Below are 23,845 nucleotides of genomic sequence, written 5' to 3' on the forward strand. Positions count from 1 at the left end.
AGGTAGTGATAGGGATTTGTTAAAACCGTACAATTCACTCACTGGGTAAGTTTGGTTTTTAAGATTGTGTCAGAGTATGACTTAAAAAGACAAAATACTTTTCGCCTAGCTATGGTGCAATTGTTTCTCTTAAAAAAGAAACATACCTGCAATCGCACCATTTAAACAAGTTGCTAAACTACCTGCAATCATAGCTCTCATCCCTAACTTTGAAGCATCTTTTCTACGTTCCTTAGCGAGTCCGCCAATTGTTCCGATTTGAATAGCTATAGACCCAAAGTTACCGTAACCAGCTATTGCGAAACTCAGAATCATCCCAGTTTTAGCTGAAATATCATCAAACATTGGACCTAGTCCAGCAAATGCAACAAATTCATTAATCACGATTTTTTGCCCGATAAATTGTCCGGCTAGTACCGCTTCTTCCCACGGCACTCCTAAAAGAAAGGCGAATGGGGCAAGAATAAACCCTAAGATCGTGTCCATCGTTAAGTTTTCAATACCGAATATATTTCCTACTAAACCAAATCCGGCATTAATTAAAGCAATGAGGGAGATAAAAGCCAACAACATCGCTGTAACAGAGATGATAATATTCATTCCTGTCGCAGCACCACTAGCAGCAGCATCAATAATGTTAGATGGTTTTTCTTCTCCAAATATTCCATCTCCCGCTTTTGCATCTTCATGATCCGACCCATTTAGTATTTCTTCCATTTTTTCTTTTGTATGTGGCAGCATTATTTTTGACATGATGAGACCGGAAGGCGCTGCCATAAAACTTGCCGCCAACAAGTATTCGAGTGGAATTCCTAATAAGGAATACCCAACTAGCACTGCACCAGAAGTAGATGCCATACCCCCGACCATTACTGCGAATATTTCCGAGTTACTCATCTTATTAATGAATGGCCTGACCAATAATGGTGCTTCCGTATGCCCAATAAATATATTCCCTGCAGCTGAGATGGATTCTGGCTTCGATGTATGCAATAGCTTAGATAAAAAGCCTCCAATAACATTAATAATCCACTGCATAATTCCTAAATAATACAAAATAGAAATTAAGGAAGAGAAGAACACAATTACCGTTAACACTTCTAGCACAAAGATCGTATCAGAAGCATTTTGGACGATTGGGCCAAATAGAAAGTCAATTCCTTCATTTACGAACGAGATAATACTTTGGACACCTAATGATAGTTCTGTTAATACAGTTCGACCAATCGTAGACTTCAAAACAATGTAAGCGAACACAAATTGAATGATTAAACCAATGATAATTGTCCTTTTATGAATGTTCTTTCTATCTTTACTTAAAATAAAACCGAATCCTAAGATACTGACTACGCCTAGTAGACCCCACAGTATATTTAACAAGTTTCTCACCCTTATCATTTTTTTATATAAAAGGTTGTCCAAAATTCTAGCTCTTCTATTTGTATCTCTTAATCCTCCAAACGATATAGTACAATAATTATTCCAAAATGAAGCAAAGACAGATAAGAGGAAGATTGATTAGCTAAATATTCTCTTTGGATTATTCTTTAGTAGACAATCTATATCTTCCACGCTAACTCCTTTTTCACGTAACCTAGGGACAAAGTTTTCCAAGATATGTGAATAACCATAGCCACCGTATCTTTTCAGTAACATTTTTATAAATACATCTTGTGATAAAAGTAACTGATCTTTTAACCCCTTATCCAAGAGTCGAACAAGCGCATTTGCATTATCTTCATCAGATGGGGACTGACCTTCTGGAAACTTGACTTCTATACCAATCATGTCATATTCTAAATAGCATCCCCGTTTTGCTAGAGACAATTGATAATCCATATCTACCATACTTGGATTCATATGGCATAAGATTGTCTTCTGTAAATTTCCTCCCTCTTCTTCCACAATATCTAAAATCTTATGACAATACCTCTCCCATCCAGGAGTATGGATTGATAAGACCTTTCCAGTTTCTTTTTGAGCTCGAGCAGCCCCTCTTAGAACTTTAACCTCCAAGTCTGTCATATTTGGGCCAATCCCTATTTCACCGATTATCCCAGCTTTAATTCCGGTATTCTCTACTCCTTCCGTTAAATCACGAACAATAATTTCCTTTATTTCATCAATTGACATCGATTCAACATAAGTTGGAATCGTATCATGCAGGTAAAATCCGCAGCCCATAATAATGTTGAGGTTTGTTCTTCTGGATACTTCCAATAAGGCTTTCGGGTCTCTCCCAATTCCTATAGGCGTTACATCAACGATTGTGTTTCCGCCTTGGTTATAAAAATAGGAAACTTCTTCACAAGCTAAATCTTTATCGATCATTAACATATTGTCATAATTACCATAAGGATCTAAGCGCAGTTTACCAAGGATATCCATTTGTACTTTTTTATTAGCAAAGTCTTTTTCAGGACCTACCGGATCCTTCCACAATCTGGATCGATCGGTAAATAAGTGTTCATGCATTAAAGTGATTCCTAATTTTTCAATAGAAATTGGCCCCTGAACCGTTTCTACAGTCATTAATAAATCTTCCCTTCTTATATAATATGGTTTTAAAGCTTCTTTTGGCTAAAGGGATAAGTATTAAACGAAGCTGATATTTCATCCTGTGTTTCTTGACAATAACTAATGAACAATATATTTTTAAAAATTGCTTCCAATCTATTTCAGTAACCGGTTACATGTTATACAAAAATGAAATGCAATCTTCGTTATCACTGCATTCACGTCAATCTAACAGAATACTTCCTGAAACACAAGAATCATAATTCTTGTTATAACAAATTCCTAATAGAGACCGATAGTTGTGAGAGGTCTTAAAACTCATGGTTTTGAGACCTCCCGATACATTAATCTAAAAGTTCTCTAATTAATTAGCATCCGCCACATACTTAAGAATATTGACCCATAAGTCTTTATAATGTTCCCACTCTAAAGACTCCTTAGGCCACCAATGCGGAGCACAGTCACTTGCAAAACAAGCAGTTTTTCCACCCTTATATTCTCCTAAAACTAAAAATGGATCATTCTCCGTTTCAACTAAGACCTCTGCATCTGGCTTTGCTTTAAACCGGTTGTAACCTAGGAAAGCTGGCCACTGGTCTATATTTTCTGTTATAAAATGTTTCGTATCTGTATTACGTGGACTTACTCCCTCCGGCGTTTCAACCCGGTCGTCTCCTTCTTTCATAATGACAGGTAGTATGTCTGCGATTACCGTGTTGCTATAATTGGCTTTTCCTTCTATTCCACTAAAGGATAGATAGCCACCAACCATTAATAGTCCGCCACCTTTTTCAACATACTCTTCTATGAGAGATAGAGCATTTGGAATGGACTCCATTTCATAAAAGGTTGCGTTTTGCAGTAAAAATGTATTCGCTCCTATATCACTCATTACAATAGCATCGTATTTTTCTAACTCACTAACGCTTCTAGGGAATCGCACTTGTACTTCATGGGCAGGCATATAGTCAACATCAACCCCGCCCTCACGTAAACAGTCTAGCAGGTGTGTCGCTCCCTCCTCATATTTCGTACTCTCGAAACTATCAAAACCTTTCGTATGAATCATATGAATTGTCCAGGAATCTCCGATAAAAAGAACTTTCAATGAATTCAACTCCTTTTTTATTTTAGGTAACCGGTTACACATTGAACATAAAGATACCGCATAAAGATACCGGTAATTCCCAAGGTACCTAACATTCGGATATGTAAAGGGTTACATAACGTATAGTAATATATTGAAAAGAATATGTCAAATAGAGATATTACACTTTTTTAGTAAAGTAACATTTATTTGGAAATACATACAACTATATATCTGTTAATCTGCTAATTTTCCGGAAGTAGATCGACAATCACTTCATCTTTACGGAATGAATAATATTGAACTTCTTTCCGATCAACGTCTTCTGGATTAAACTCTAACTTTTGTAAGTTCGTATTTTCATACAATTTAATATAAAACGTCATTTCACTCACATCATAATATGATGTATATTGCGTCCAAGGCAGCACGACTTTATTTTCCTTCAACAAACGCAGGGATCCTTTGGGGTTTGTTACCGCTCCGAGTAAATGTATAAGTTGATGAAGGGCATCATCACGTGTTACATCGACAGATAAAAGCTTGTGATAAGCAGCCCGTAAAAACCTTGCGTCAGGACTCAAACCAGAGGGAACCCCTGATAAACCTGTATTAAATTCATCAAGTTTAAATGGTTCGATTGGCTCCTCAATTGTATATTTGTATTTTCTACGTGAACTCCTTTCTAAATGTGTTTTTAAATTGGTTACATGCCAGTCAAAACCAGGTTCATTTGTAAAGACGCCAACCGTGTTCTCGTAAATATCAAACCCATTTTCACGAGTAGGCTCAACAACAATGGAACGTCCAGACTTATCTTGAAAGACGGAATGTTGGGGAACTGACTTGCCCATCATTGGACCACTTTCAGAAACTACGCCAACATCTTTATTCAAATTTTCCTTAACTTCGTCTAGATCTTTATAATTCGTTAAAATCCAAGTTACAACTTCCTCGCCTCTTAATCCAATCTTTCCAGATCTTTCTACTTCATCAGCTGGAACATACTTATAGAAATGATCAAAATAGAATGAACCTCCGCATAATCCATGTTCATTGATTCCGTCTAAAACAACTGGATTTTCCTTCACATCATGCTCGGCCCATACAATACCCATTACTGCATACTTGGTTTCAAAAGGAGTATAGGCAGTTTTAAAATCCCAATTCCTAGGGATTTTTATTCCAGCATAATCGAAATCCTGTTCAAAGTCTTGGGTTCTTCCCCAGAAAACTTCATTTTCTTCTGTTACCAATTTAATTCCTGTGCACATTACTTTTATTCCTCCTGTTCAGCTAATCTTTGCAATAGACTACTGTTCTATAATTAGAAGTCTCCCTCCTTCAAACTATATGTAAACGGTTACCTACCTCAAAGTTTAGCAACCCTTCACATTTATGTCAATAATTAAATTTATTTACTAGAGTCAATTTCATAATTGCTCTTTTTAAAAATCCAAAGATCTACAGAATTTTAAAATTGAATTTTAAAAAACAGAAATTATGCGACTTGTTCCTGATTTAATTGTGCATTGATCCGGTCTGCAGTTAGTTTTGAAGCGTTATAAACAAGTGTTACCATGTCAAAATGGACTTTCGCACGTTCGCCAGTACGATATCGGACATTGTTGAGTTGAAAAAATTCCTTGAGATAGGCATTCACACGCTCTACGGCAGTACGGCGTTTGTAAATATTTTTCCATGCTACGGATCCTCGTGCTGGTGCGGTGTATTTTCGTAAATCATGCGTGATTTTTTGTTTGTAAACCTTTTGACAGATACCTTCATTCGCTAAAGGGCAGTCACTACATTCTTTTGGCCTGGTATATTTTAATGTCTCATATTTGGAATCAAAGCTATCATAACGATACGAATGCTCACGAAAACAGGTTGGGGCAAAGTGTTTATCGTAACCCAGAAGTTCTCCTTCATTACGTTTGTTGTATGCAATCACAGATTGTTGGCCCATCCGGTGGACTTGTTCGTAAATCGGTTCAAAGTCATAACCTGCATCCGCTGTCTGATGACGTAAATTCAGCTCAGGAAAGCGTTCATGAACGCCCTTAAGCAACGGGATGGCAGCCTTCCCATCATTTAGATTGCCTGATGAAAAAAGGGAATCCAAAATATATTGACTGGATGTGCCAACGATTAAATGAGCCTTGTAGCCAAACCAAAAAACATTTTTTCCTTCCGAGTTCTTCTTTACACCCCATTTTGGATCTGTGGGAACTTCGGAACGTAACGCAGCTAAAGGAACATCCAATTGTGCTTCTATTTTCTTTTCATATAAAGGCATATTCTCTTCCTTTTCGACCTGGTCTTTTAGCCATTGTTCCCGTTCTTCTTTTGTTTTGCGCCCACGTTTTTTCGGCTCAGGCTTTGGCTTTTCTTCTTTCGGTGGCGCTTGATCACGAGCTTCAAAGTGAGTGGCATCCATGGCAGCTGTATCGTCTGTGATAAAGCCCCCTTCTATGGCTTGAAGCACAACCTTTTCTTTTTGTTTCTCCAATATGTCGCATTCCAGTAATTTCGTCACAAGCCGAGAGTAAGAGGCTTCTGAAGGAATGGAGTCCGATACAAGGAATCCGCAATTTAGTTTAAAAGCAATATCCTTGTGGAGTCGTTTAATCAGATCTTTAATGGTTGGAATTCATTCAACGTATCTCACAAAACAGGAAATAATCATAGCGGCATAATTTAGCTCTTCAGGTGCGCCAAGACGTGATTTCTTAGTTACTGCATAATAAATTGCGTCCAAATCTATCGCCGAAATAATCGCATCGTACTTTTCGGTAGGTTCCATGTCATATAATTCCTGGATGCCAAATAGGCTTGGTTGTCGTATAATGGTTATAAGAAGCACTCCTTCAGTCTTTTTATGGTTGTATAGTCAACTACCATTATACAAGATTTGGGGAGGTGCTTCTTTTTTCATCTCTCAAAACTGTTGGGAGACAAGCGGTAAGAATTATGAAATTCATTCATCCCTCTAATTTTCTTGATTCTGATTGAGAAATAAAATACAATTAATTATTTTAACTTTATTAGAAAAGTTAAAATCCACCGAGTGTTAAGCCTTATTTTATTAACTACCCGTTGACAAAATGAAGAATATCGCACATTATATAATTAACTTATATGTTAACACAACTATATTGTTAACTTAATTAGAGCGTATAGTTTACATTATCAGGGAGAGTGTAATAAATGTCGCTACAATTTAATGACAATGGGGTCTTACCCCCTCAAGATTATCCAATGACAATCGAACAATAAAAAAACTCATTATTGGTACATGGGCCAGGAGAAGATTCTCCATGGAATTCGCAAATGCGTTTAATGTTAGTGAATAATTTGGATGTTTTAGTAAATCAACTATACACAGTGGGAATTGATGAAATCTTTATTGACGGTTCCTTTGTTGAAGATAAGGCCAATCCTAGCGATATTGATGGTTATTTTGTTACTGACCCCAATAAACTTCCAGATATAGTAACAGAATTAAATAAAATAGATCCGCATAAAGTATGGACTTGGGACTGGAATGACAGAATTTATGATCGTAATTCAGCAAAAGCTCAATTACCAATGTGGCATCGATACCGGGTAGAGCTATACCCTCATGTAGGGCAGGGAACTGGAATTTTAGATGAATATGGAAATGAACAAAAGTTTCCAGCTGCATTTAGAAAAACCCGTGATACATTCCTTCCAAAAGGGATTATTCAAATAATCAAGTAAGGAGTGGGAATAATGATTAAAAATGAATCTGCATATCAAAAAGCTGTCGACAAATTAAAAGAGGATCAAAAGTTTATTGCCAGTGAAAAAAAACGCTTCAAAGAAATGGGTTTAAACTCTGATCAAATTAAAATGGCAATAGATCCTTTACTATCATTTCATGAACAATTGAAAGAAGAAGTCGAGCATTACGAAAAGATAAAACGTGGTTCATTTAATCCAATTTATAAATTCACTGATATTGGAAAAACCCTTATTGCATACAGGATATATACAGGAATGACACAGGCTGAATTAGCTGAAAAATTAGGGGTTAGTAACTCTCAAATATCAAGAGATGAGAGACACGAATATTACGGGGCTACCGCAGAGAAAATTGAATCCGTAATGGAAGCAATGGGAATGAAGGCTACTATAAATATTGAGGTTACTGGAGAATTAGGAGCTTCATAATACTCTTTCAATACTATACCAGCACTGCTAATTCCGATTAAAAAAACAGACAACACCGGCCTTCTCCATCGCTCGTGTTGTCTGTTTCAATATACATTCAACTTATTCTTCATTATTAATCGATTGGTGCTTACTACTTATGGATTTCGTTTTGTAATCATAATGGCAATATGCTTTACACATATTTACATCCTTCTTACTCCTTCTTACTCGTTCTAGATCTTTCCAAGCCAAAATATCTCCAACCATCTATGATAAACTACAAATATAAGCCCAATAAACCCATCCAGTCATCACAAACTCTAAATAAAGGAAGTGCTCCCACCAATGAACAATATAAAATTACTCTCACCCCAGCAGTTCTCCGGTACAGCGGAAGAATTGAAAGATAATCTTGAAGAAATTAGAAAAAGCACAAAAAAGGATCCACCCCCCTCATAAACTAATCGCATTTCTGAACACCACTAACTTTATTCAGCTTCCGCGAAGAACGCTGGTTCCTTTTTCTCCCGAACGCAACTTATAATCGTACGAATCAAATAATATGACGGCAAACCAAAGGAAAGGCTGACTAGGAAGAACATCGGATACAGAGGCAGACTGTTTATTCCGGCTAAAAACGTAATATTAGTTGTGGCACCGAATACCCCATACAGGAAACTATAGTAGAGTATGATGATGAACGAGATAACCTCGATAATCAGTATTGCCACTACTACCTTTAGACGTGTTGAATGCTTCCACCGATTGATCAGCATATCCAGTCTCGGGAAGATGCCTGAATAAAGGGCATATGGTATCCCACAGAAAATAGCAATCGGCATCAGGTAATTTTGTATATATAAATAGTTGCCTGGAATAGCAGAATTAAATAAGTTCTTCAGTATAACGTCCACTACGGTCAGCAGCATCATGAGAAGAACCGCAAGACCGCCAACATACATGCCAACAATGAATGTTTTTGGTTGATTTGGATGTTGTTTCATACATATTTCCCCCTTTCATTTCAAAAATCATTACATCCTATCCGGTAACCACGTCACCAGTTCTGGGAACAATAGAAGAATTGGTACCGTGACTAGGACAATGATAAACGCATAAATCGTGCCGTAAAAGAATACTTTTTGAGAAGGGATACGTGCTACCCCGGCTGCACTGAATACACTTAAACCAACCGGCGGAGTCAACAGTCCCGCAGCACATACAATCGTGAGCAACACACCGAAAACAATTGGGTCAAAACCTGCTTCCGTTACGATTGGCAGAGCAATACTAACCGTCATTAAAATCACCGCTGTACCTTCTATAATCATAAATAAGAAGAAATAAATAACTAATAGAATCGCCATCAGTAGAATCGGTGTATCCATTAATGGAGAAATCCAATTAATGACATTTATCGGTATAAGTGAGATGGTTACGAATTTACCAAAAATACTAGCTCCTAATATGATAAACATGACCATCGCAGATATATTGATTGTACCAATTAATGAATCTTTCAAAAATTGTACGTCCACTCGCTTCAGCAATGCAGCCATGATTAAGCTTAAGAACGCTCCAATGGCTCCTGCTTCCGTCGGTGTAAAGATTCCAAGGAATATTCCAATGAAAATCGTTCCGATAATGATCAAGAGACTTCCAATTGAAATAATATAGTTTTTCTTATTCGGCTCCATCCCTAGTTCTTCTTCTGCAGGAGCCACTTCCATCATTCCTACTGTCGTGTCATCTTTTACATAAGTAATACGATACATGACAAAGACAGCTATAGAAACGGTTACTAAGATTAGTATAACGGGAACTACCATCGCGATAAATAGCTCTCCAATAGATGTCATCGTTGCTGTCCCATAAACGATTAAAATAATGGAAGGAGGGATAATCGTCGATAAAGATCCTGCCATAGCAATCGTCGCTGTGGCAAAGTACTTATTATATCCATGCATTCTTAGTTGCGGCAGTGAGATTTGTGCGAGTGCAGCACTAATCGCAGTCGGGGACCCTGATAGGGCACCTAAAAATCCTCCCAGCATCATGGTGAATACCCCGAGCATGCCGCCGTTCTGTCTTGATATCTGGAATACAAAATTGTATAGAAGACCTATGATATTCGATCGTACGATGAATTGTGCCATTAATATAAATAATGGAATGGTCGTTAACGAATATGTAGCTACACTGTAAAAACTAGAATCCTGCACAACTCCAGGCAATGAAGCAAATCCATCAATTAGGATTGCTCCTACAATCCCAGAGACGATCAACACCGTTCCTATATGCATCCCTAATGCCAAAAGGACGGCAAAGAGTACAATTACTATAAGAAAAGCTAAGGTTCCATCCATTGTTCCACCTCTTTGCAACTTTAGTCATATTTTGCTATAGATATTATTTCATTTCTTCAATTTCTGTCGGGACACTTCCGCCATGTTTTATGATCAGGTCTCTCCACAATAATGCCGTTTCTTTCCCCGGAAAGCCCTTTTCCTCGTTCATTTCAATCCAATCCTTCCATGTATCGACGATGGCTCGGTCAACTGCTTCTTGAATTTCTTGTGGTTGCTCGTCAATCATTGCAATCATTCCACCAGCTGCTTCCATCGTGCGTAAGGAATCTTCTGTCCGTTCCTCATAAATTTCATACGTATCAGGATCATGCAACAGTTTCCTAGCCTGCTCATCCATTATTTGTTGAACTTCTTTTGGAAGGGAATCCCATGTTTCCTGTGTCATCCCATACGTATGGCTGAAATGCCCCAGGTTCACTCCATCAATCGTATAATTAAAGAGCCCCCCTATCCCATAACTCGGCCAGTCCGGAATCGAGAAATACAATCCATCGATGGACCCCCTCGATAAGGAGTCATAGATATCCCCTGCCGGAATCGAAATCGCATTTATCCCTATATTCTTAGAGAATATCTCGGACATGCGCCCAGAACTCCTGAATGTCACGTTAGCGAATTCGCTTATTGTTTGGGGTTCGCTAATATCTGCATAACTGAACTTATACCCTTCTGTCGTTGGGCTCGTCCATTGCTTCAACCCTTTACTTCCATGTTCCATTTCATAAAACGTCTTGCCATTTTCAAATACGTAATCACCCAACACGAGTTCTTCATACGCTTTCGTTGCGATATATACATCAGATTCCATCACCGGCAGCATACTGACTTCCGACAATGGAAAGCGGACTGGGTCATACATTTGAAACATCGGGAGGACAATGTCGACGATTCCGGATTCCAGCGCATCGTATTCTCGACCCATCGCAACAAGGCTTCCACCGTAATGCGTTTCAAACTGGACTTTCCCATTCGTTTCCTTTTCGACCGCTTCAAGCCACGGGGTAAAATAAGCCTGATTGATAATATGTGTGGTAGGGACACCCGTACCGACTCTAAGCTCAATCACTTCGTCGTCACCCATTCCTTTTTGCGCACTGCTTATTCCACAACCGACTAGTAATACTGTCAATATTAGAAGCATAGCTATAGATTTCCATGATAGGATTTTCATAGAATCACCTTCCTTGTCAAAGTAACCGATTACATTTGGTGTAAATAACACAGGAGCTCGGGTAAGCCCCTGTGTTAGATTTGAAATATCAACTATATGACTTGAGTCTTGTAATATCTATCCCCCTGGAATTACAGTCCCAGTGAAATGTATTTTACGTTAAGATATTCCTTGATTCCTTCTTTTCCACCTTCTCGTCCGTAGCCACTATGTTTATTACCTCCAAATGGAGCTTGAGCAACACCAGGCATCGCATCATTCAATCCGATTACACCAAAGTCCACTGCTTCCGCTACTTTTACGGAAAGGGAGATATCCTGGGTGTAAATGTAAGCGGCCAATCCATATTCCGTATCATTCGCTTTACAAATCACTTCATCTACATCAGAAAACGCTGTAAGCGGAGCAACCGGCCCGAACGTCTCTTCTTCCATAATCAACATGTCATCTGTCACATTAGAGAGGACAGTTGGTTGATAGAAAAAGCCATCCCCTTCGACTCTGCTTCCACCGTGCAGCACTTTTGCTCCTTTTTGCACGGCATCTTCCACATGTTGTTCCACTTTGTTTAAACCTTCTTCATTGACTACTGGTCCAACTTGCACGCTTTCATCCAAGCTGTTTCCAACTTTCAACTCTTTCACCTTCGAACGGAAAATCTCGGAAAACTCATCGATTACAGTTTCATGTACATAAATCCGGTTCGCACAGACACAGGTTTGTCCAGCATTTCTGAATTTACTTGCTAAAGCACCTTCAGCGGCTAACTCCAAATCGGCGTCTTCAAAGATGATGAATGGCGCATGTCCTCCCAATTCCAAGGAAAGCTTCTTAAGTTGTGCTGCGGATTGTTCCACCAACTTCCTCCCAACTTCAGTTGAACCTGTAAAGGAAACCTTTTTAACAATTGGATTTTCAAAGATCTCATCCGATATCTCCCTTGTAGCACCTGCGACGATATTGACGACCCCTGCTGGAATTCCAGCCATTTCAACTAACTTAGCGAAAGCCAATGCAGATAGAGGTGATTGACTAGCTGGTTTTACCACGCTTGTACATCCAGCAGCCATAGCAGGACCGAGCTTTCTTGTCATCATCGCTAACGGGAAGTTCCATGGAGTGATAGCAGCAACTACTCCAACCGGTTGTTTCACTACAAATAAACGCTTATTGGAAGCAGAACCAGGAATCGTTTCTCCGTACAATCGTTTCCCTTCTTCCGCATACCAAGTAAGGAAGGAGGCAGCATAACTTACTTCACCGACAGCTTCAGTATATGCTTTCCCCATTTCAAAACTCATGATGGAAGCGAGTTCCTTGTCATGCTCCAGCATCAAATCTCTCAATTTTAATAAATAATCCGCACGCTCATAGGCGGTAAGCTTCGACCATGCCGGAAACGCTTCATTCGCAGCTTCAATCGCTTGCTTTGCCTCTTCTCTCCCGCCTCTTGGCACCTCTGTAACGACTTCTCCGGTAGATGGATTGTTCAACGTGAAATGGGAATTAGAACTTGCCGTCACCCATTTTCCGTTAATGAATAGTTTAATATCTTCTAAATCGATTAATGAAATCTCTTTCAGTTTGTTCATGTTCCTTCCTCCTAATCGTTGTATAGAATTAATCGGATCTTCTTTTATATGAAGCTTATATTTCCAGTACTGCTTTCAATACACTTTGGCTTAAACTATCCTTGAATGCCTCATTAATCTGCCCCAGCGGATAATAAGAAATAATTTCCTGAAGTTCATGTTGATTTCTTTTAAGCACCTCCAATGCAGTTTCATAGTCGCTTGGGTTACATCCATAACTTGTGATGATCGGCCACTCATTGCGGACTAAATCAGTTAAAAACAATTCTACTGTCTGTTCATACAGCGCGACGAAGACTGCTTTCCCGCCTTTTTTCAACTGCTTGAAGCCCTCTGTAACAGCTGCAGGCGAGCCGGAACATTCAAATAATAAATCTACTTTTTCCGGTAAGACATCCACATTCGTCCGGTGAGGAATCATCCCAAACTCTTCCGCTTTGGACAATCTGGTAGAATAGTCTTTTTCAAGTCCGGAAAGGATAACCCTTGCACCTTTTGCCAAACAAACTAATCCGATAAAGAAACCGATGATTCCCGGACCTTGTACGAGAATGAGCTGATTTTCTTTGATTTCCCCTGCCTTTTCTACCGCATGGACCGCTACTGCCATCGGTTCACTTAGGCTGGCCAATGTCGCTGGCAGGCCATCTGGAATCTCTTTTACATATTTTCTTTTTGTTTTTACATATTCGGACATTCCGCCATTAAAATGGAGACCGATCACTTTATTAGTTTCACAAATAGAAAATCGACCGGAGTTGCAATTCTCACATCTCCCACAATAATGCATGGACTCTACAATTACTCCTTTGCCGATGAACGAGTCTTGAAGCCCCTCACCGCTGCCTACCACTTCCCCAGCAATTTCGTGACCAAGGATAATTGGCTTATCAACAAACTCATAGCCCCTGCTGTGGACAAATGCATGGAGATCACTCCCACAGATACCACAGGCTTGCACTTTTATGAGAAGCTCATCTTCCTCTAGCTCAGGAATCGGCTTATCCTCCAACAAAATCTCTTTGGAGTTCTCTGTTTTTACCGCTGCTAACATTCATACACCTGCCTTTCAAAGGTGTTGTTTTTTGTCACATCCGTTAGTGACATATATTTTGAAGTCTTTTAAGAAATTAACCAACCACCGTCAACGTAGATGGTTTGCCCCGTAACATAATTGGAAGCTTCAGATGCTAAGAACACTGCTGCACCTTGAACATCTTCTGTATTTCCGGTTCTTTTGAGAGGAATACGGGATTCCATCCAGCCCACTTTTTGTTTATCTTCAAATAACGATGCTGTCATTTTTGTTTTAAAGTATCCTGGTCCTACCGCATTCACAAAGATTCCATCTTCTGCAAACTCAACTGCTAAGGCTTTCGTAATTTGGGATACGCCCCCTTTACTAGCGCTATAAGTAGTCAGGTTTTTCATACCTATCTCACTTGTCAATGAAGCAATATTGATGATTTTTCCGTAGCCTTGTTTCTGCATATAGGGAATGACTGCCTGAGAAGCGAAGACGACGCTTTTCAAATTAATTGCCATAATAGAATCCCATTCCTCTTCCGTAACTTCAAGAAATGGAGATCTTTTATTCGTCCCTGCCCCATTAACAAGAATATCAATCTTCCCTTCTTGTTCGACAAGTTCTTTCACAAACGATTGAATCGCTGCCTTATCAGTGATATCTACAGATTTAAAATATACTTTTCTCGAAAGTGCTGTAATTTGATCAGCAACTTTCTCCAACTCACTTTCGGTCCTGCTAATTACGGCCACATTCGCACCGGCTTTAGCTAACGCGAGGGCAATTGACTCACCGATCCCCCGGCCACCACCTGTTACGAGTGCCGTCTTCCCCGTGAGATCAAACCCTAGCAAGCTCGGCACCTCCTATCGCCTTCTTGTATAAATTCACTACGTCCTCATACCTTGTAATCCTCGGATTAACGGCAATATTGCCGCTCTTCATTGCGTCGATTGCCATTCGGTCTATCTGACTTTCATCCATATTGAAAGAACTGAAGTCACTTGGTATCTTAATATCCTTTGATAATTTCTTCACTGCTTGCACGGCAGCTTCAGCTCGCTCCATCAAGGTTAAGCCTTCCATGTTTTCTCCCATATCTTCAGCAATATCGCTGAACAGTTCTGGAACTGCAGGCGCATTGAATTCCATGATATGTGGAATTAGAATGGAGTTAGTCACCCCATGGGCCACTCCATAAATCGCACTGATTGGATGGCTTAATGCATGGCAATTTCCTAATCGTGTATTGTTAAAAGCGAGACCCGCCAATAGACTTCCCATTAACATGTTGTCCCTAGCGACCAGATTGTCTCCGTTGAAGACAGCCTGCCTTAAATTTGCACTGATTTTTCTTATTGCTTCCCTTGCAAGTGTCTTAGAAATCGGAGTTGCCATTTTCGATGTATACGATTCAATTGCATGAACCAATGCATCGAGGCCCGTTTCGGCAGTAATGCTAGGAGGAAGAGATTTTGTTACGAGCGGGTCGACTAATGCCCACTTGGGAGATAATCTGACTCCACCGACTGTCAGCTTGTATTGACGTTCTTCATCAGTAATCACGGTGAAGTTCGTAACCTCGCTTGCAGTTCCTGCTGTCGTTGGAATGGCAACAAGTGGCAACAGATCATTTTTAAATTGATCGATCCCTTCATAATCATTAATGGAGCCATCATTTGTAGCTAATAAGCATACGGCTTTCGCTACATCGATGGAGCTTCCTCCCCCGATTGCGACTACCACATCTGCATTTATTTCCATTAAATTAGTTTTTGCTTCTTCACAATTTTTTACCGTCGGGTTCGATTGGGTTTCGTCGTAAATGGCATAATTCAAATCCCCTAATTGGTTTGTAATCTGATCAACCAGGCCGGCTTTTAAAATTCCTTTATCCGTAATGATGAGGACATTTTTAAATTGATTCCCGTCGATAATCCCTCTTAATCCTCGCTGGATAGCACCCATTCCATAAGTAATTTGAGTGGGATTTTTAAAGAAACCTAATTCATTCATTTGTTATCTCTCCTTTTCCAATTCTCCCTAATTGATGTTAAATAAAGCTTATCGAAAGCGCTTTTATTCTTTCTAAAAATAAAATTCAGTCAAATTGAGTTAAAAAGTTTAATTTGACTAACTAATGATTGCCTCTTTAGAAACTGGTTGCTCTGCAAGTTTGTCAACGATTGATTCCCCTATTTCGATAGCTGCAGTCGCTGCAGGTGACGGCGCATTACAAACGTGTACCGTTCGTTTACCCATGATAATATGAAAATCATCGACCATCGCGCCATCACTACCTATAGCTTGGGCTCGGACACCAGCCGGCGCTGGAATTAAGTCGTCTTCCCCAATTTCCGGAATTAACTGCTGAAGGCTTTTGGTGAAGTGCTTTTTACTGAAAGAACGGACATATTCATCGATTCCTTCTTTCACAAATTTCCTTGCCATTTTCCATAATCCTGGATAGGTCAACGACTCAGCCAAATCCTTCGCACTGAAATCCGTCATTTTATACCCTTCTCGCTTGAAGCTAAGTACAGCATTCGGGCCTGCATCGACTTCCCCGTTTATCATGCGTGTAAAGTGAACGCCAAGGAAGGGAAACTTTGGATTTGGCACTGGATAAATCAAATGCTTCACAAGGTGACGCTTTTCCGGCTTTAATTTAAAATACTCCCCTCTAAAAGGCATGATTTTCATATCCGTTTTATATCCTGCCGCCTTAGCCACCCGATCACTATGTAAACCGGCACAATTAATTACAACACCAGCCTCGAATGTGCCCTTGTTCGTTTCAATAATGACTCGATCCGATTCTTCATGGATTTTCATAACTTCCGTATGTAAATGAATTTCTCCGCCATTCTGCTCGATAATTTCGGCAAACTTCCCGCTAACTTGTTTGTAATTGACGATTCCTGCCTGAGGGACATGTATGGCACCGAGCCCCGCAACATGAGGCTCTATTTCATTCAATTCCTCAGTGCCGATTTTTCTTATAGCAAGTTTGTTTTCTAGCCCTCGATTATACAGGTTATCAAGGAGCGGTAATTCCTCTTCCTTTGTCGCAACAATTACTTTCCCGCAAATATCATGATCAATTCCATGTGTTTGACAGAACTCCGTCATCGACTGGCTCCCTTGACGCGCAAACCGCGCTTTAAAGCTTCCCGGTTTGTAATAAATGCCTGAATGAATTACCCCGCTATTATGTCCCGTCTGATGTTCCGCAAGACTGGACTCTTTCTCAATAATAGCAACTTTACTATCCGGATAACGCTTACAAATGGACATTCCCGTCGACAGCCCGACGATGCCCCCACCTATGACCGCAAAATCATACATGATTCACACACCCTCTTTTATTCTGGATCATTGCAATGAAGCAGTTCCATGTAATTTATTAAATTATTCTTCGTCCGCAAAATATGATATTCCACCGCAGCCCGAAGCTCATTAGGATCTCCACGTAAAGCAGCGTTATAAATATTCCTATGCTCCTTCTGGGTTTCGGAATAATGGTCTTTGAGAAGGCTAGGTGCGATTGGTGAAATTCCAAGTGTCTCCACCATCTTCTTCAGCCTTGGCCAAGGACATCCTTTTCTAAGGAGGCCATGGAATTCCCTATTTAATTGGATATATTGTTCATCTGTTTCATCAGAAATTCGAAGCTCTTCCATTTGGATCAATATCTCATGCAATTGCTTTTTATCTTCATCCAAGAGGAATGGAAGTGATTTCGAAACTGCAAGCCCTTCCAATAATACTCGGGTTTGATAAATTTCTTCTACATCATCTCGAGTAATCGGAGTAACAACCGTCCCCCTATGCGGGATGATTTCTACGAGGCGTTCCTCCTGTAGCCGCACGAACGCTTCACGAACAGGCATTCTGCTGACATTCAGTTTTTCAGCCCACTCTTCTTGAATCAAACGGTCGCCTTTTTTCAATGTACCTCGTAGTATCTCTTTCCGGATCATCTTCGTTACATAGCTGACAACCGTCGATTTGCTATCATTTGAAATAACCAACCTTGTATCCACCTCCCTTTATTTTGGATACATTATTTAGAGAATAACACTTTTTTCTAATTATTTCAATAGGTAAATTTAAATAATATCAGCGTTTTTAATTATAGCGGAATTCACTTTGGATACAATTGATATTCCTTTGGATACAAAGTGAGTTGACATAATCGTAACAAAGGCTGGAGTTTCTATCGCTGTTGCAGGTGATTCGGACTATTTGATTAGAGCCAGCGCTAAGTAAGAACATAAAAGCAAAAAATGCACATCAATTTTGGATGAGAGTTTTTTGCTTTTAGATTTTTTACACTAAAAAAAGGAACAGGGTCATTCCCTGTACCAAGGATAACCTCTATACTGCCTAAGGGCCTCTCCTTTTTCACCAATTATTTCAACAACGCTCCCCTTTTGATCGTACTCTTTTTTCCAAAGCGATTCATATTCTTTCCCGCAGCGGATCGCCAATTCAAATGTCGCGCGCTCTTCTCGATTAGTCTATTAAACAGTAACTAAAGATACATATAATATCGAAAAAATATTGACAATGAATTTAATAGATTATATAATCAGAATAATATAAAATACCAACAGCAGGGTATATACGTCCGCATTATGCAATAATTTTATGCTTTAGTTCTAGTGCCTCCCCACTCAGCACTTACCCACTTGCTCATGTCCGCAATACTCACTTTTTATAAGAGAACTTGTAGACCGACATTTCAATATGTACCTAGTAATTCTTTCAACACAGTTCTCCCCGCGATTTTATTCAGCGGGTTACTACGAAAATCGCTTAAGACGGCAGCAATCTGCTGCACTCCATCTTTACCCTTCAATGTTAAAGAAACCAAATCCTCACGATAATAGCCATATGTCTCATATAGCTCCATTACTCCTTCATACAACCTCTTATTATTAGCCTTATAATAAGTTGCGACTTCTGCACTCAACAAACAAACCTGTACCGCATCCTTCTCCCGGACAAGCTCACCAATTAAATAGCCACCATCCCGAAGTCATCTGACACGTTATGTATAAGACCTGGATTGACTGTAATTCCCCTAACTTGTGTGACATAGCAGCTTCCTTAACCGTATTCAACCATGCAATCCATCCGCAATAATCCACTTATTGAAGAAAGTATGCTGAATAATTGGTTTCCTCTTCACTAAATAAGCTTAACCTACCGAATACGCTGATACACCCCCTGCACAAAAAAAGCCCTCCCCCCCATTACATCCATAATGAAGGTGAGGACCTACTTCTCCATCCCAAGATAAAGCTGACTTGCCCGAACGGCTCCTATAATTCCTGCATCATTTCCTAACTTGGCAACCTTGATTTCACAACTATTGCTGATTCTGGGAAGTGCATTGGCTCTAAAGCTTTTTTCAATTGCATAAATCAATCCTTCCCCAGCTTTCGATAGGCCGCCGCCTATCGTAATAATGGATGGATTAAGGGCTACAGATAAGTTAGCGAGAGCGAATCCAAGCGTAGAGGCACTTTTTTTAATTATTTGCTTTGAGAGCGGCTCTCCCTGATCTGCTAAATTAAAGATATCCTTCGCAGTTATGTTCCCTCTCTCGTTTATAAGCCGAAATAGCTCTGTTGAGCGATTTCCTTTTATTATTTCATGTGCCTGACGAACAATACCAGTAGCGGAAGCAACCGTTTCTAAGCAGCCAAATCTTCCACAGTTGCAAAGAGAACCATTTTTTTCAACTGTTATATGCCCAATTTCCCCAGCAGTTCCGTTGACACCAGATACAATTTCTCCATTCAGAATAATACCTCCGCCTACCCCAGTGCCAAGGGTAACGTGAATCATATTCTCCGCTTCGGTTCCCGCTCCTTTCCAGTTTTCTCCTAATGCAGCTAAATTAGCATCATTCTCGATAAAAACTGGAACATTCGCTAATGCTTCTAACTCATCCCCCAAATGGTAATTTTTCCATCCAATGTTGATAGCCTCGTATATATTCTTGGACCTTCTATTAATAAAACCAGGAGCACCGGCAGTGATACTTAAGATATCCTTGCAATCCATATTCATTGAATCTAATGTGAGCAATATCTTGTTCCATACTTCTTTAACGATATATTTTCCATTTCCCTCCTTATTCGTAGGAATTTCTGTTTTCTTGAGGATTTTCCCATCGCTTGTAAGGAACCCTATTTTTACTGTTGTTCCACCGATATCTAAACCAATTACAAGCTTTTCCATCTAGTAGCTCCTCCTGGTTTTTTATTAATATTGTCGGCTATTCCATCACCATATGTAGTTGGGAACGAACCAACTCAACTACATATGGTGATGGTGAAGCATTAAATACGTATTATGAAATTCATTAAATAGTGATTACACGATGTGTTTCAGCAGCCTCCTGTAGTGCTAAAGAAACTTTCAGAGCTAATAATGCGTCTTCCCCAGTTACAAGAGGAGTTTGATCATGATGAACACTTTCTACGAATGCATCTATAACACCGGTATTTGTCTGATTATCATTCGTTTGAATTGTTTCTAACTTATAATTCACTTCTTGTTCATCCATAGTTGTAATAACAATCTGGTATTCTGTATCGTGGTAAATCTTTATAATTCCTCTTTCACAATAAATAATAGTACTATTGTCCTCTTCACCATAATAAGTCCAAGAGAAGGCCGCATTTCCGAGAACACCTTTCCTTGTCCTTAAATTACTAACCACATTATCTGAAACCTCAATCGGATCGCCACTTTCATCTTTCTTGTGCAGTGCACCATGAAATGCGCTAACTTGCTCAATTTGATCATCAAGCAAATAGTGAATCAAATCTACTTTATGAATACCGAGATCACCCAAGACACCGAGCTTTGACCTTTCTTTTTTAAAGAACCAAGTAGAATTTGATTTATTTACACCCCAATATTCAGGTCCTTTATGCCCGAATGAGGTTTTAAATGATAATACTTTACCCAGTTCCTCTTGTTGTATAATTTCTCTTGCCTTCTGATGAGCTGGAGTAAATCTCTGATTATGATCGATCATCAGTTTCTTCTTTGATTTTTTTTGTGCAGCAATCATCTGCTCCGCTTCTTCGATTGTTAAAGCTATCGGTTTTTCACATAACACATGCTTTCCATGAGCTAGTGCTTTACTAGTGAAATAACTATGATTTTCATTCGATGAACAATCACTAATCATATCAATCGATGGGTCTTCTATTAGCTCCTCAAACGTTTCAGCTACACTACCACCAAATTCCTCTGCCAACGCTTCAGCTCTTTCTATATTTCTATCATAAAAAACAATTTCTTTTATATAAGGGTTTGCCTTATATTCTGGCGCATGACGAAACTTTGTAATAGAGCCGCACCCGACAATTCCTACCTTATATTTCAATTTATATCCTCCTATATCAGTACTTAACTTAAGTTGACTTAGACTTTTTACCAAAAGTAACTGCCAGTATTAAAATAATACCTAAAACAATCATCTGCTGGCTAACATCTAACCCCATTAAAATCAGCCCGTTGTTAATCGTGCCGATCATAATCGACCCAATTACAGTACCAATTACACTCCCTACACCGCCAGCAAGACTTGTACCACCCAAAATAACGGCAGTAATAACAGATAATTCATCACCCTGACCAAACGTATAGCGTCCCGCCTCAAGTCTGCCTGCGTATAACATACCAGCTAAACCCGCCATTGTTCCAGTGAATATAAATACAGATAATTTGATCCGCGCTGTCTTTATTCCAGTAAATAAAGCTGCTTTTTCATTTCCTCCTGTTGCAAGGGTTTGCCTGCCAAATGGTGTTTTATTCAGCAAGATGAATCCTATAACCGCAATGATTATTGTCCAAATGAGCAGAACAGGAATACCCAAAATATCACCGGAGCCGAATAAAAAGATATACGTATCATGCAAAATCGGCACTGGTGCTGTACCAGTAATCCACATTGCTATTCCGCGGCCTACTTCCATCATTGCTAGCGTTACTAAAAATGAAGGAATTAGAACTTTCGACACTAACAATCCATTTATTGCTCCAATGATAAACCCGGTCGCTAAGCCCACAATAACAGCTGCAACGATGCCCATCCCAGCTTGCAGAGTCAGTGCGGTTGTCATTGCCGATAATGCTGCAGTGGAACCAACGGAAAGGTCGATTTCCCCTGTACTAATTACAAATGTCATGGCCACCGCCATAATAGTGATCATCGCTGTTTGACGGGCAATACTCATTAAATTACCAGCAGTTAGAAATCCTGCATCCGATAAATAGATTGAAAAAAAGATAAACACAAAAATAAACGCTATATAAACGATGTAATTTCTCCAACTCATATTACGAAAGAAGTTAGACATTTTGGATGGCAATTTCAACATCCTCCTCTGCTTTAAGATTTTCCCGCGGGATAGAATTCGCAATCGTTCCTTGATGATAAATAATTAAACGGTCACTGACGGCTAATAATTCCGTAATCTCAGAAGAAATAACAATAACGGACTTTCCTTGATCAGCTAATTCCCTGATAACCTTAAGAATCTCACTCTTAGCTCCAATGTCCACTCCGCTCGTTGGTTCGTCCAAAATTAAAATATCCGGGCTATTTGCTAACCATTTGGATAATACAACCTTTTGCTGATTCCCGCCTGATAATAAGGATATAATTTTATCCTCGTTATCGGTTTTTATATTTAACCGCTGAATATAATCTTTTACAACTTCACTTACCTTTCTCTCTTGGACAAAGAATTTATTACTGACTTTCTTTAATATCGGTAAAATCATGTTTTCCTTAACAGAATGTTCCAATATTAAACCTTGCTCACGTCTGTCTTCTGGCACTAAAGCCAATCCCAACTTCATCGCATCCATCGGATTATTGACAACAATCTCTTTCCCATCGATACAGACAGTTCCTTGTCTAATCTTATCAATACCGAATAAAGCACGGACGGTCTCCGAACGCCCGCTCCCCATTAGACCTGCAAACCCTAGAATCTCTCCTCTATATAAATCAAAGGAAACATTCTTTACTTTATCTCCGGACTGAAGATTTCTAACTTCCAGCAGCGGGGGTTTAGTATAATCAACTTCTCTTGGTTCCCATACGAAAGTCCGCTTTAATTTCCCGCCGATGATGTGCTGAACAACATCATCCATTGTCAGTTCGCTCAAGCGTTCCGTTATGACGTTTTCACCATCGCGGAGAATGGTAATCCGGTCACAGACTTTAAATATCTCATCCATGCGGTGTGAAATATAAATAATGGTGATCCCTTTCTTTCTTAAATTATCAATCATGTCAAATAGCTTTTCTGTTTCTTTTAAAGAAAGGGTGGAAGTAGGTTCATCCATAATCACGATCTTTGCATTGTTCGATATTGCTTTTACAATCTCTGTCATTTGCCAATAACCGACACTGATATCCTCAACCAGATCCGTTGCTTTGATATGAAGGTCTAATTCATCTAATAATCTCTGCGTTTCTGCATTCATTTTGCTGTCATCGATAAAACCAAGATTCGTCCGGGGCTCTCTATTTAAATAGATATTCTGAGCTACGGTTAACTTCGGAATTAAACTAAACTCTTGAAAAATCATAGCCACACCAGCTTGATTTGAATCGTTTGGATTATTTATTTCAACAGATTTACCATCTATGATAATCTCGCCACTATCCAGTGTATAAACTCCTGTAAGGATCTTCATTAAAGTAGATTTTCCAGCCCCATTACCTCCCATGAGAGCGTGAGTTTCGCCTTTTCCCACCTCGAAGTTTACTTTTTTCAGGACTTTTACACCGGAAAATGCTTTATTAATTCCCTTCATTTGTAAAGCTATCTGTGACATGGCTATCCTCCTTTTAAAGAG

The 23,845-nt window shown here is 39.4% G+C and carries 21 protein-coding genes and 1 pseudogene; 3 read left to right on the plus strand and 19 right to left on the minus strand.

The genetic code is table 11. The features are described 5' to 3' along the window. Positions 1-129 precede the first annotated feature (129 nt). From LZD48_RS13510 to LZD48_RS13530, 5 genes and pseudogenes are all read right to left on the minus strand, one after another. Positions 130-1,380 (minus strand): NupC/NupG family nucleoside CNT transporter, encoded by a 1,251-nt coding sequence (locus LZD48_RS13510; protein WP_235763258.1) that lies wholly within the window; start codon positions 1,378-1,380, stop codon positions 130-132. Positions 1,381-1,518: 138 nt separating this feature from the next. Next, complete coding sequence (locus tag LZD48_RS13515) at positions 1,519-2,532, minus strand: phosphotriesterase family protein (RefSeq protein ID WP_235763259.1); 1,014 nt, start codon at positions 2,530-2,532, stop codon at positions 1,519-1,521. Positions 2,533-2,881: 349 nt separating this feature from the next. Then, positions 2,882-3,625, minus strand: coding sequence for a glutamine amidotransferase (locus LZD48_RS13520; protein ID WP_255771046.1), 744 nt, complete (start codon positions 3,623-3,625; stop codon positions 2,882-2,884). Between the two features lie 224 nt (positions 3,626-3,849). Next, a complete protein-coding gene (locus LZD48_RS13525; RefSeq protein WP_235763261.1) occupies positions 3,850-4,878 on the minus strand; it encodes a linear amide C-N hydrolase in 1,029 nt (342 codons plus the stop codon). A gap of 227 nt (positions 4,879-5,105) precedes the next feature. Then, a pseudogene (locus tag LZD48_RS13530) lies at positions 5,106-6,461 on the minus strand (IS1182 family transposase). 476 nt (positions 6,462-6,937) lie between these two features. Between LZD48_RS13530 and LZD48_RS13535 the strand changes: the two are divergent. Both LZD48_RS13535 and LZD48_RS13540 read left to right on the plus strand, forming a co-directional pair. Then, positions 6,938-7,348, plus strand: coding sequence for a DUF6932 family protein (locus LZD48_RS13535; RefSeq protein ID WP_235763262.1), 411 nt, complete (start codon positions 6,938-6,940; stop codon positions 7,346-7,348). A 12-nt stretch (positions 7,349-7,360) separates the two neighbouring features. Then, positions 7,361-7,801 (plus strand): helix-turn-helix domain-containing protein, encoded by a 441-nt coding sequence (locus tag LZD48_RS13540; RefSeq protein WP_235763263.1) that lies wholly within the window; start codon positions 7,361-7,363, stop codon positions 7,799-7,801. Positions 7,802-8,271: 470 nt separating this feature from the next. Here the strand turns inward: LZD48_RS13540 and LZD48_RS13545 are convergent, their stop codons facing one another. From LZD48_RS13545 to LZD48_RS13595, 11 genes are all read right to left on the minus strand, one after another. Continuing rightward, positions 8,272-8,787: a TRAP transporter small permease gene (locus LZD48_RS13545; RefSeq protein ID WP_235763264.1), complete on the minus strand. Its 516-nt coding sequence runs from the start codon at positions 8,785-8,787 to the stop codon at positions 8,272-8,274. A 30-nt stretch (positions 8,788-8,817) separates the two neighbouring features. Further along, positions 8,818-10,149 (minus strand): TRAP transporter large permease, encoded by a 1,332-nt coding sequence (locus LZD48_RS13550; RefSeq protein ID WP_235763265.1) that lies wholly within the window; start codon positions 10,147-10,149, stop codon positions 8,818-8,820. Positions 10,150-10,192: 43 nt separating this feature from the next. Then, positions 10,193-11,323, minus strand: coding sequence for a type 2 periplasmic-binding domain-containing protein (locus LZD48_RS13555; RefSeq protein ID WP_235763266.1), 1,131 nt, complete (start codon positions 11,321-11,323; stop codon positions 10,193-10,195). Between the two features lie 131 nt (positions 11,324-11,454). Continuing rightward, on the minus strand, positions 11,455-12,915 hold the full coding sequence (locus tag LZD48_RS13560) for an NAD-dependent succinate-semialdehyde dehydrogenase (RefSeq protein WP_235763267.1): 1,461 nt from the start codon (positions 12,913-12,915) through the stop codon (positions 11,455-11,457). A gap of 55 nt (positions 12,916-12,970) precedes the next feature. Further along, positions 12,971-13,969: a zinc-dependent alcohol dehydrogenase gene (locus tag LZD48_RS13565; RefSeq protein ID WP_235763268.1), complete on the minus strand. Its 999-nt coding sequence runs from the start codon at positions 13,967-13,969 to the stop codon at positions 12,971-12,973. 68 nt (positions 13,970-14,037) lie between these two features. Next, positions 14,038-14,796 (minus strand): SDR family NAD(P)-dependent oxidoreductase, encoded by a 759-nt coding sequence (locus LZD48_RS13570; RefSeq protein ID WP_235763269.1) that lies wholly within the window; start codon positions 14,794-14,796, stop codon positions 14,038-14,040. Next, entirely contained in the window at positions 14,783-15,958 is a 1,176-nt protein-coding gene (locus LZD48_RS13575) for an iron-containing alcohol dehydrogenase (RefSeq protein ID WP_235763270.1), read from the minus strand. Before LZD48_RS13575 ends, LZD48_RS13570 begins: the two co-directional genes overlap by 14 nt. 117 nt (positions 15,959-16,075) lie before the next feature. Further along, entirely contained in the window at positions 16,076-17,290 is a 1,215-nt protein-coding gene (gene lhgD / locus LZD48_RS13580) for an L-2-hydroxyglutarate dehydrogenase (RefSeq protein ID WP_235763271.1), read from the minus strand. A 17-nt stretch (positions 17,291-17,307) separates the two neighbouring features. After that, complete coding sequence (locus tag LZD48_RS13585) at positions 17,308-17,976, minus strand: GntR family transcriptional regulator (RefSeq protein ID WP_235763272.1); 669 nt, start codon at positions 17,974-17,976, stop codon at positions 17,308-17,310. A gap of 713 nt (positions 17,977-18,689) precedes the next feature. Then, the gene (locus LZD48_RS13590) at positions 18,690-18,860 is read right to left on the minus strand and encodes a hypothetical protein (protein WP_235763273.1); all 171 of its coding nucleotides are present in this window, start codon (positions 18,858-18,860) and stop codon (positions 18,690-18,692) included. A 368-nt stretch (positions 18,861-19,228) separates the two neighbouring features. Next, positions 19,229-20,197, minus strand: a complete 969-nt coding sequence (locus LZD48_RS13595) for an ROK family glucokinase (protein WP_235763274.1) — start codon at positions 20,195-20,197, stop codon at positions 19,229-19,231. On the opposite strand from LZD48_RS13595, the gene LZD48_RS13600 reads away from it, so the two are divergent. Next, positions 20,158-20,325 (plus strand): hypothetical protein, encoded by a 168-nt coding sequence (locus LZD48_RS13600; protein ID WP_235763275.1) that lies wholly within the window; start codon positions 20,158-20,160, stop codon positions 20,323-20,325. The two genes, LZD48_RS13595 and LZD48_RS13600, sit on opposite strands and share 40 nt — an antisense overlap. On the opposite strand, the gene LZD48_RS13605 is transcribed toward LZD48_RS13600, so the two are convergent. From LZD48_RS13605 to LZD48_RS13615, 3 genes are read right to left on the minus strand one after another with little or no spacing between them, the layout of a single operon-like run. Next, positions 20,322-21,356 (minus strand): Gfo/Idh/MocA family protein, encoded by a 1,035-nt coding sequence (locus LZD48_RS13605; RefSeq protein ID WP_235763276.1) that lies wholly within the window; start codon positions 21,354-21,356, stop codon positions 20,322-20,324. The two genes, LZD48_RS13600 and LZD48_RS13605, sit on opposite strands and share 4 nt — an antisense overlap. 28 nt (positions 21,357-21,384) lie before the next feature. Continuing rightward, the gene (locus tag LZD48_RS13610; RefSeq protein WP_235763277.1) at positions 21,385-22,344 is read right to left on the minus strand and encodes an ABC transporter permease; all 960 of its coding nucleotides are present in this window, start codon (positions 22,342-22,344) and stop codon (positions 21,385-21,387) included. Beyond that, positions 22,325-23,824 (minus strand): sugar ABC transporter ATP-binding protein, encoded by a 1,500-nt coding sequence (locus LZD48_RS13615; RefSeq protein ID WP_235763278.1) that lies wholly within the window; start codon positions 23,822-23,824, stop codon positions 22,325-22,327. Before LZD48_RS13615 ends, LZD48_RS13610 begins: the two co-directional genes overlap by 20 nt. Positions 23,825-23,845 lie beyond the last annotated feature (21 nt).

It is taken from the genome of Oceanobacillus alkalisoli (assembly GCF_021556485.1).
Lineage (GTDB): Bacteria > Bacillota > Bacilli > Bacillales > Amphibacillaceae > Oceanobacillus > Oceanobacillus alkalisoli.

Bases quoted from the DNA above. Each gene is read 5' to 3' on its own strand.
- LZD48_RS13525 (WP_235763261.1), bottom strand. From the start codon at position 4,878: ATGTGCACAGGAATTAAATTGGTAACAGAAGAAAATGAAGTTTTCTGG.
- lhgD (WP_235763271.1), bottom strand. From the start codon at position 17,290: ATGTATGATTTTGCGGTCATAGGTGGGGGCATCGTCGGGCTGTCGACG.
- LZD48_RS13540 (WP_235763263.1), top strand. From the start codon at position 7,361: ATGATTAAAAATGAATCTGCATATCAAAAAGCTGTCGACAAATTAAAA.
- LZD48_RS13550 (WP_235763265.1), bottom strand. From the start codon at position 10,149: ATGGATGGAACCTTAGCTTTTCTTATAGTAATTGTACTCTTTGCCGTC.
- LZD48_RS13615 (WP_235763278.1), bottom strand. From the start codon at position 23,824: ATGTCACAGATAGCTTTACAAATGAAGGGAATTAATAAAGCATTTTCC.
- LZD48_RS13560 (WP_235763267.1), bottom strand. From the start codon at position 12,915: ATGAACAAACTGAAAGAGATTTCATTAATCGATTTAGAAGATATTAAA.
- LZD48_RS13575 (WP_235763270.1), bottom strand. From the start codon at position 15,958: ATGAATGAATTAGGTTTCTTTAAAAATCCCACTCAAATTACTTATGGA.
- LZD48_RS13595 (WP_235763274.1), bottom strand. From the start codon at position 20,197: ATGGAAAAGCTTGTAATTGGTTTAGATATCGGTGGAACAACAGTAAAA.
- LZD48_RS13590 (WP_235763273.1), bottom strand. From the start codon at position 18,860: ATGGAGCTATATGAGACATATGGCTATTATCGTGAGGATTTGGTTTCT.
- LZD48_RS13535 (WP_235763262.1), top strand. From the start codon at position 6,938: ATGCGTTTAATGTTAGTGAATAATTTGGATGTTTTAGTAAATCAACTA.
- LZD48_RS13565 (WP_235763268.1), bottom strand. From the start codon at position 13,969: ATGTTAGCAGCGGTAAAAACAGAGAACTCCAAAGAGATTTTGTTGGAG.
- LZD48_RS13555 (WP_235763266.1), bottom strand. From the start codon at position 11,323: ATGAAAATCCTATCATGGAAATCTATAGCTATGCTTCTAATATTGACA.
- LZD48_RS13515 (WP_235763259.1), bottom strand. From the start codon at position 2,532: ATGACTGTAGAAACGGTTCAGGGGCCAATTTCTATTGAAAAATTAGGA.
- LZD48_RS13545 (WP_235763264.1), bottom strand. From the start codon at position 8,787: ATGAAACAACATCCAAATCAACCAAAAACATTCATTGTTGGCATGTAT.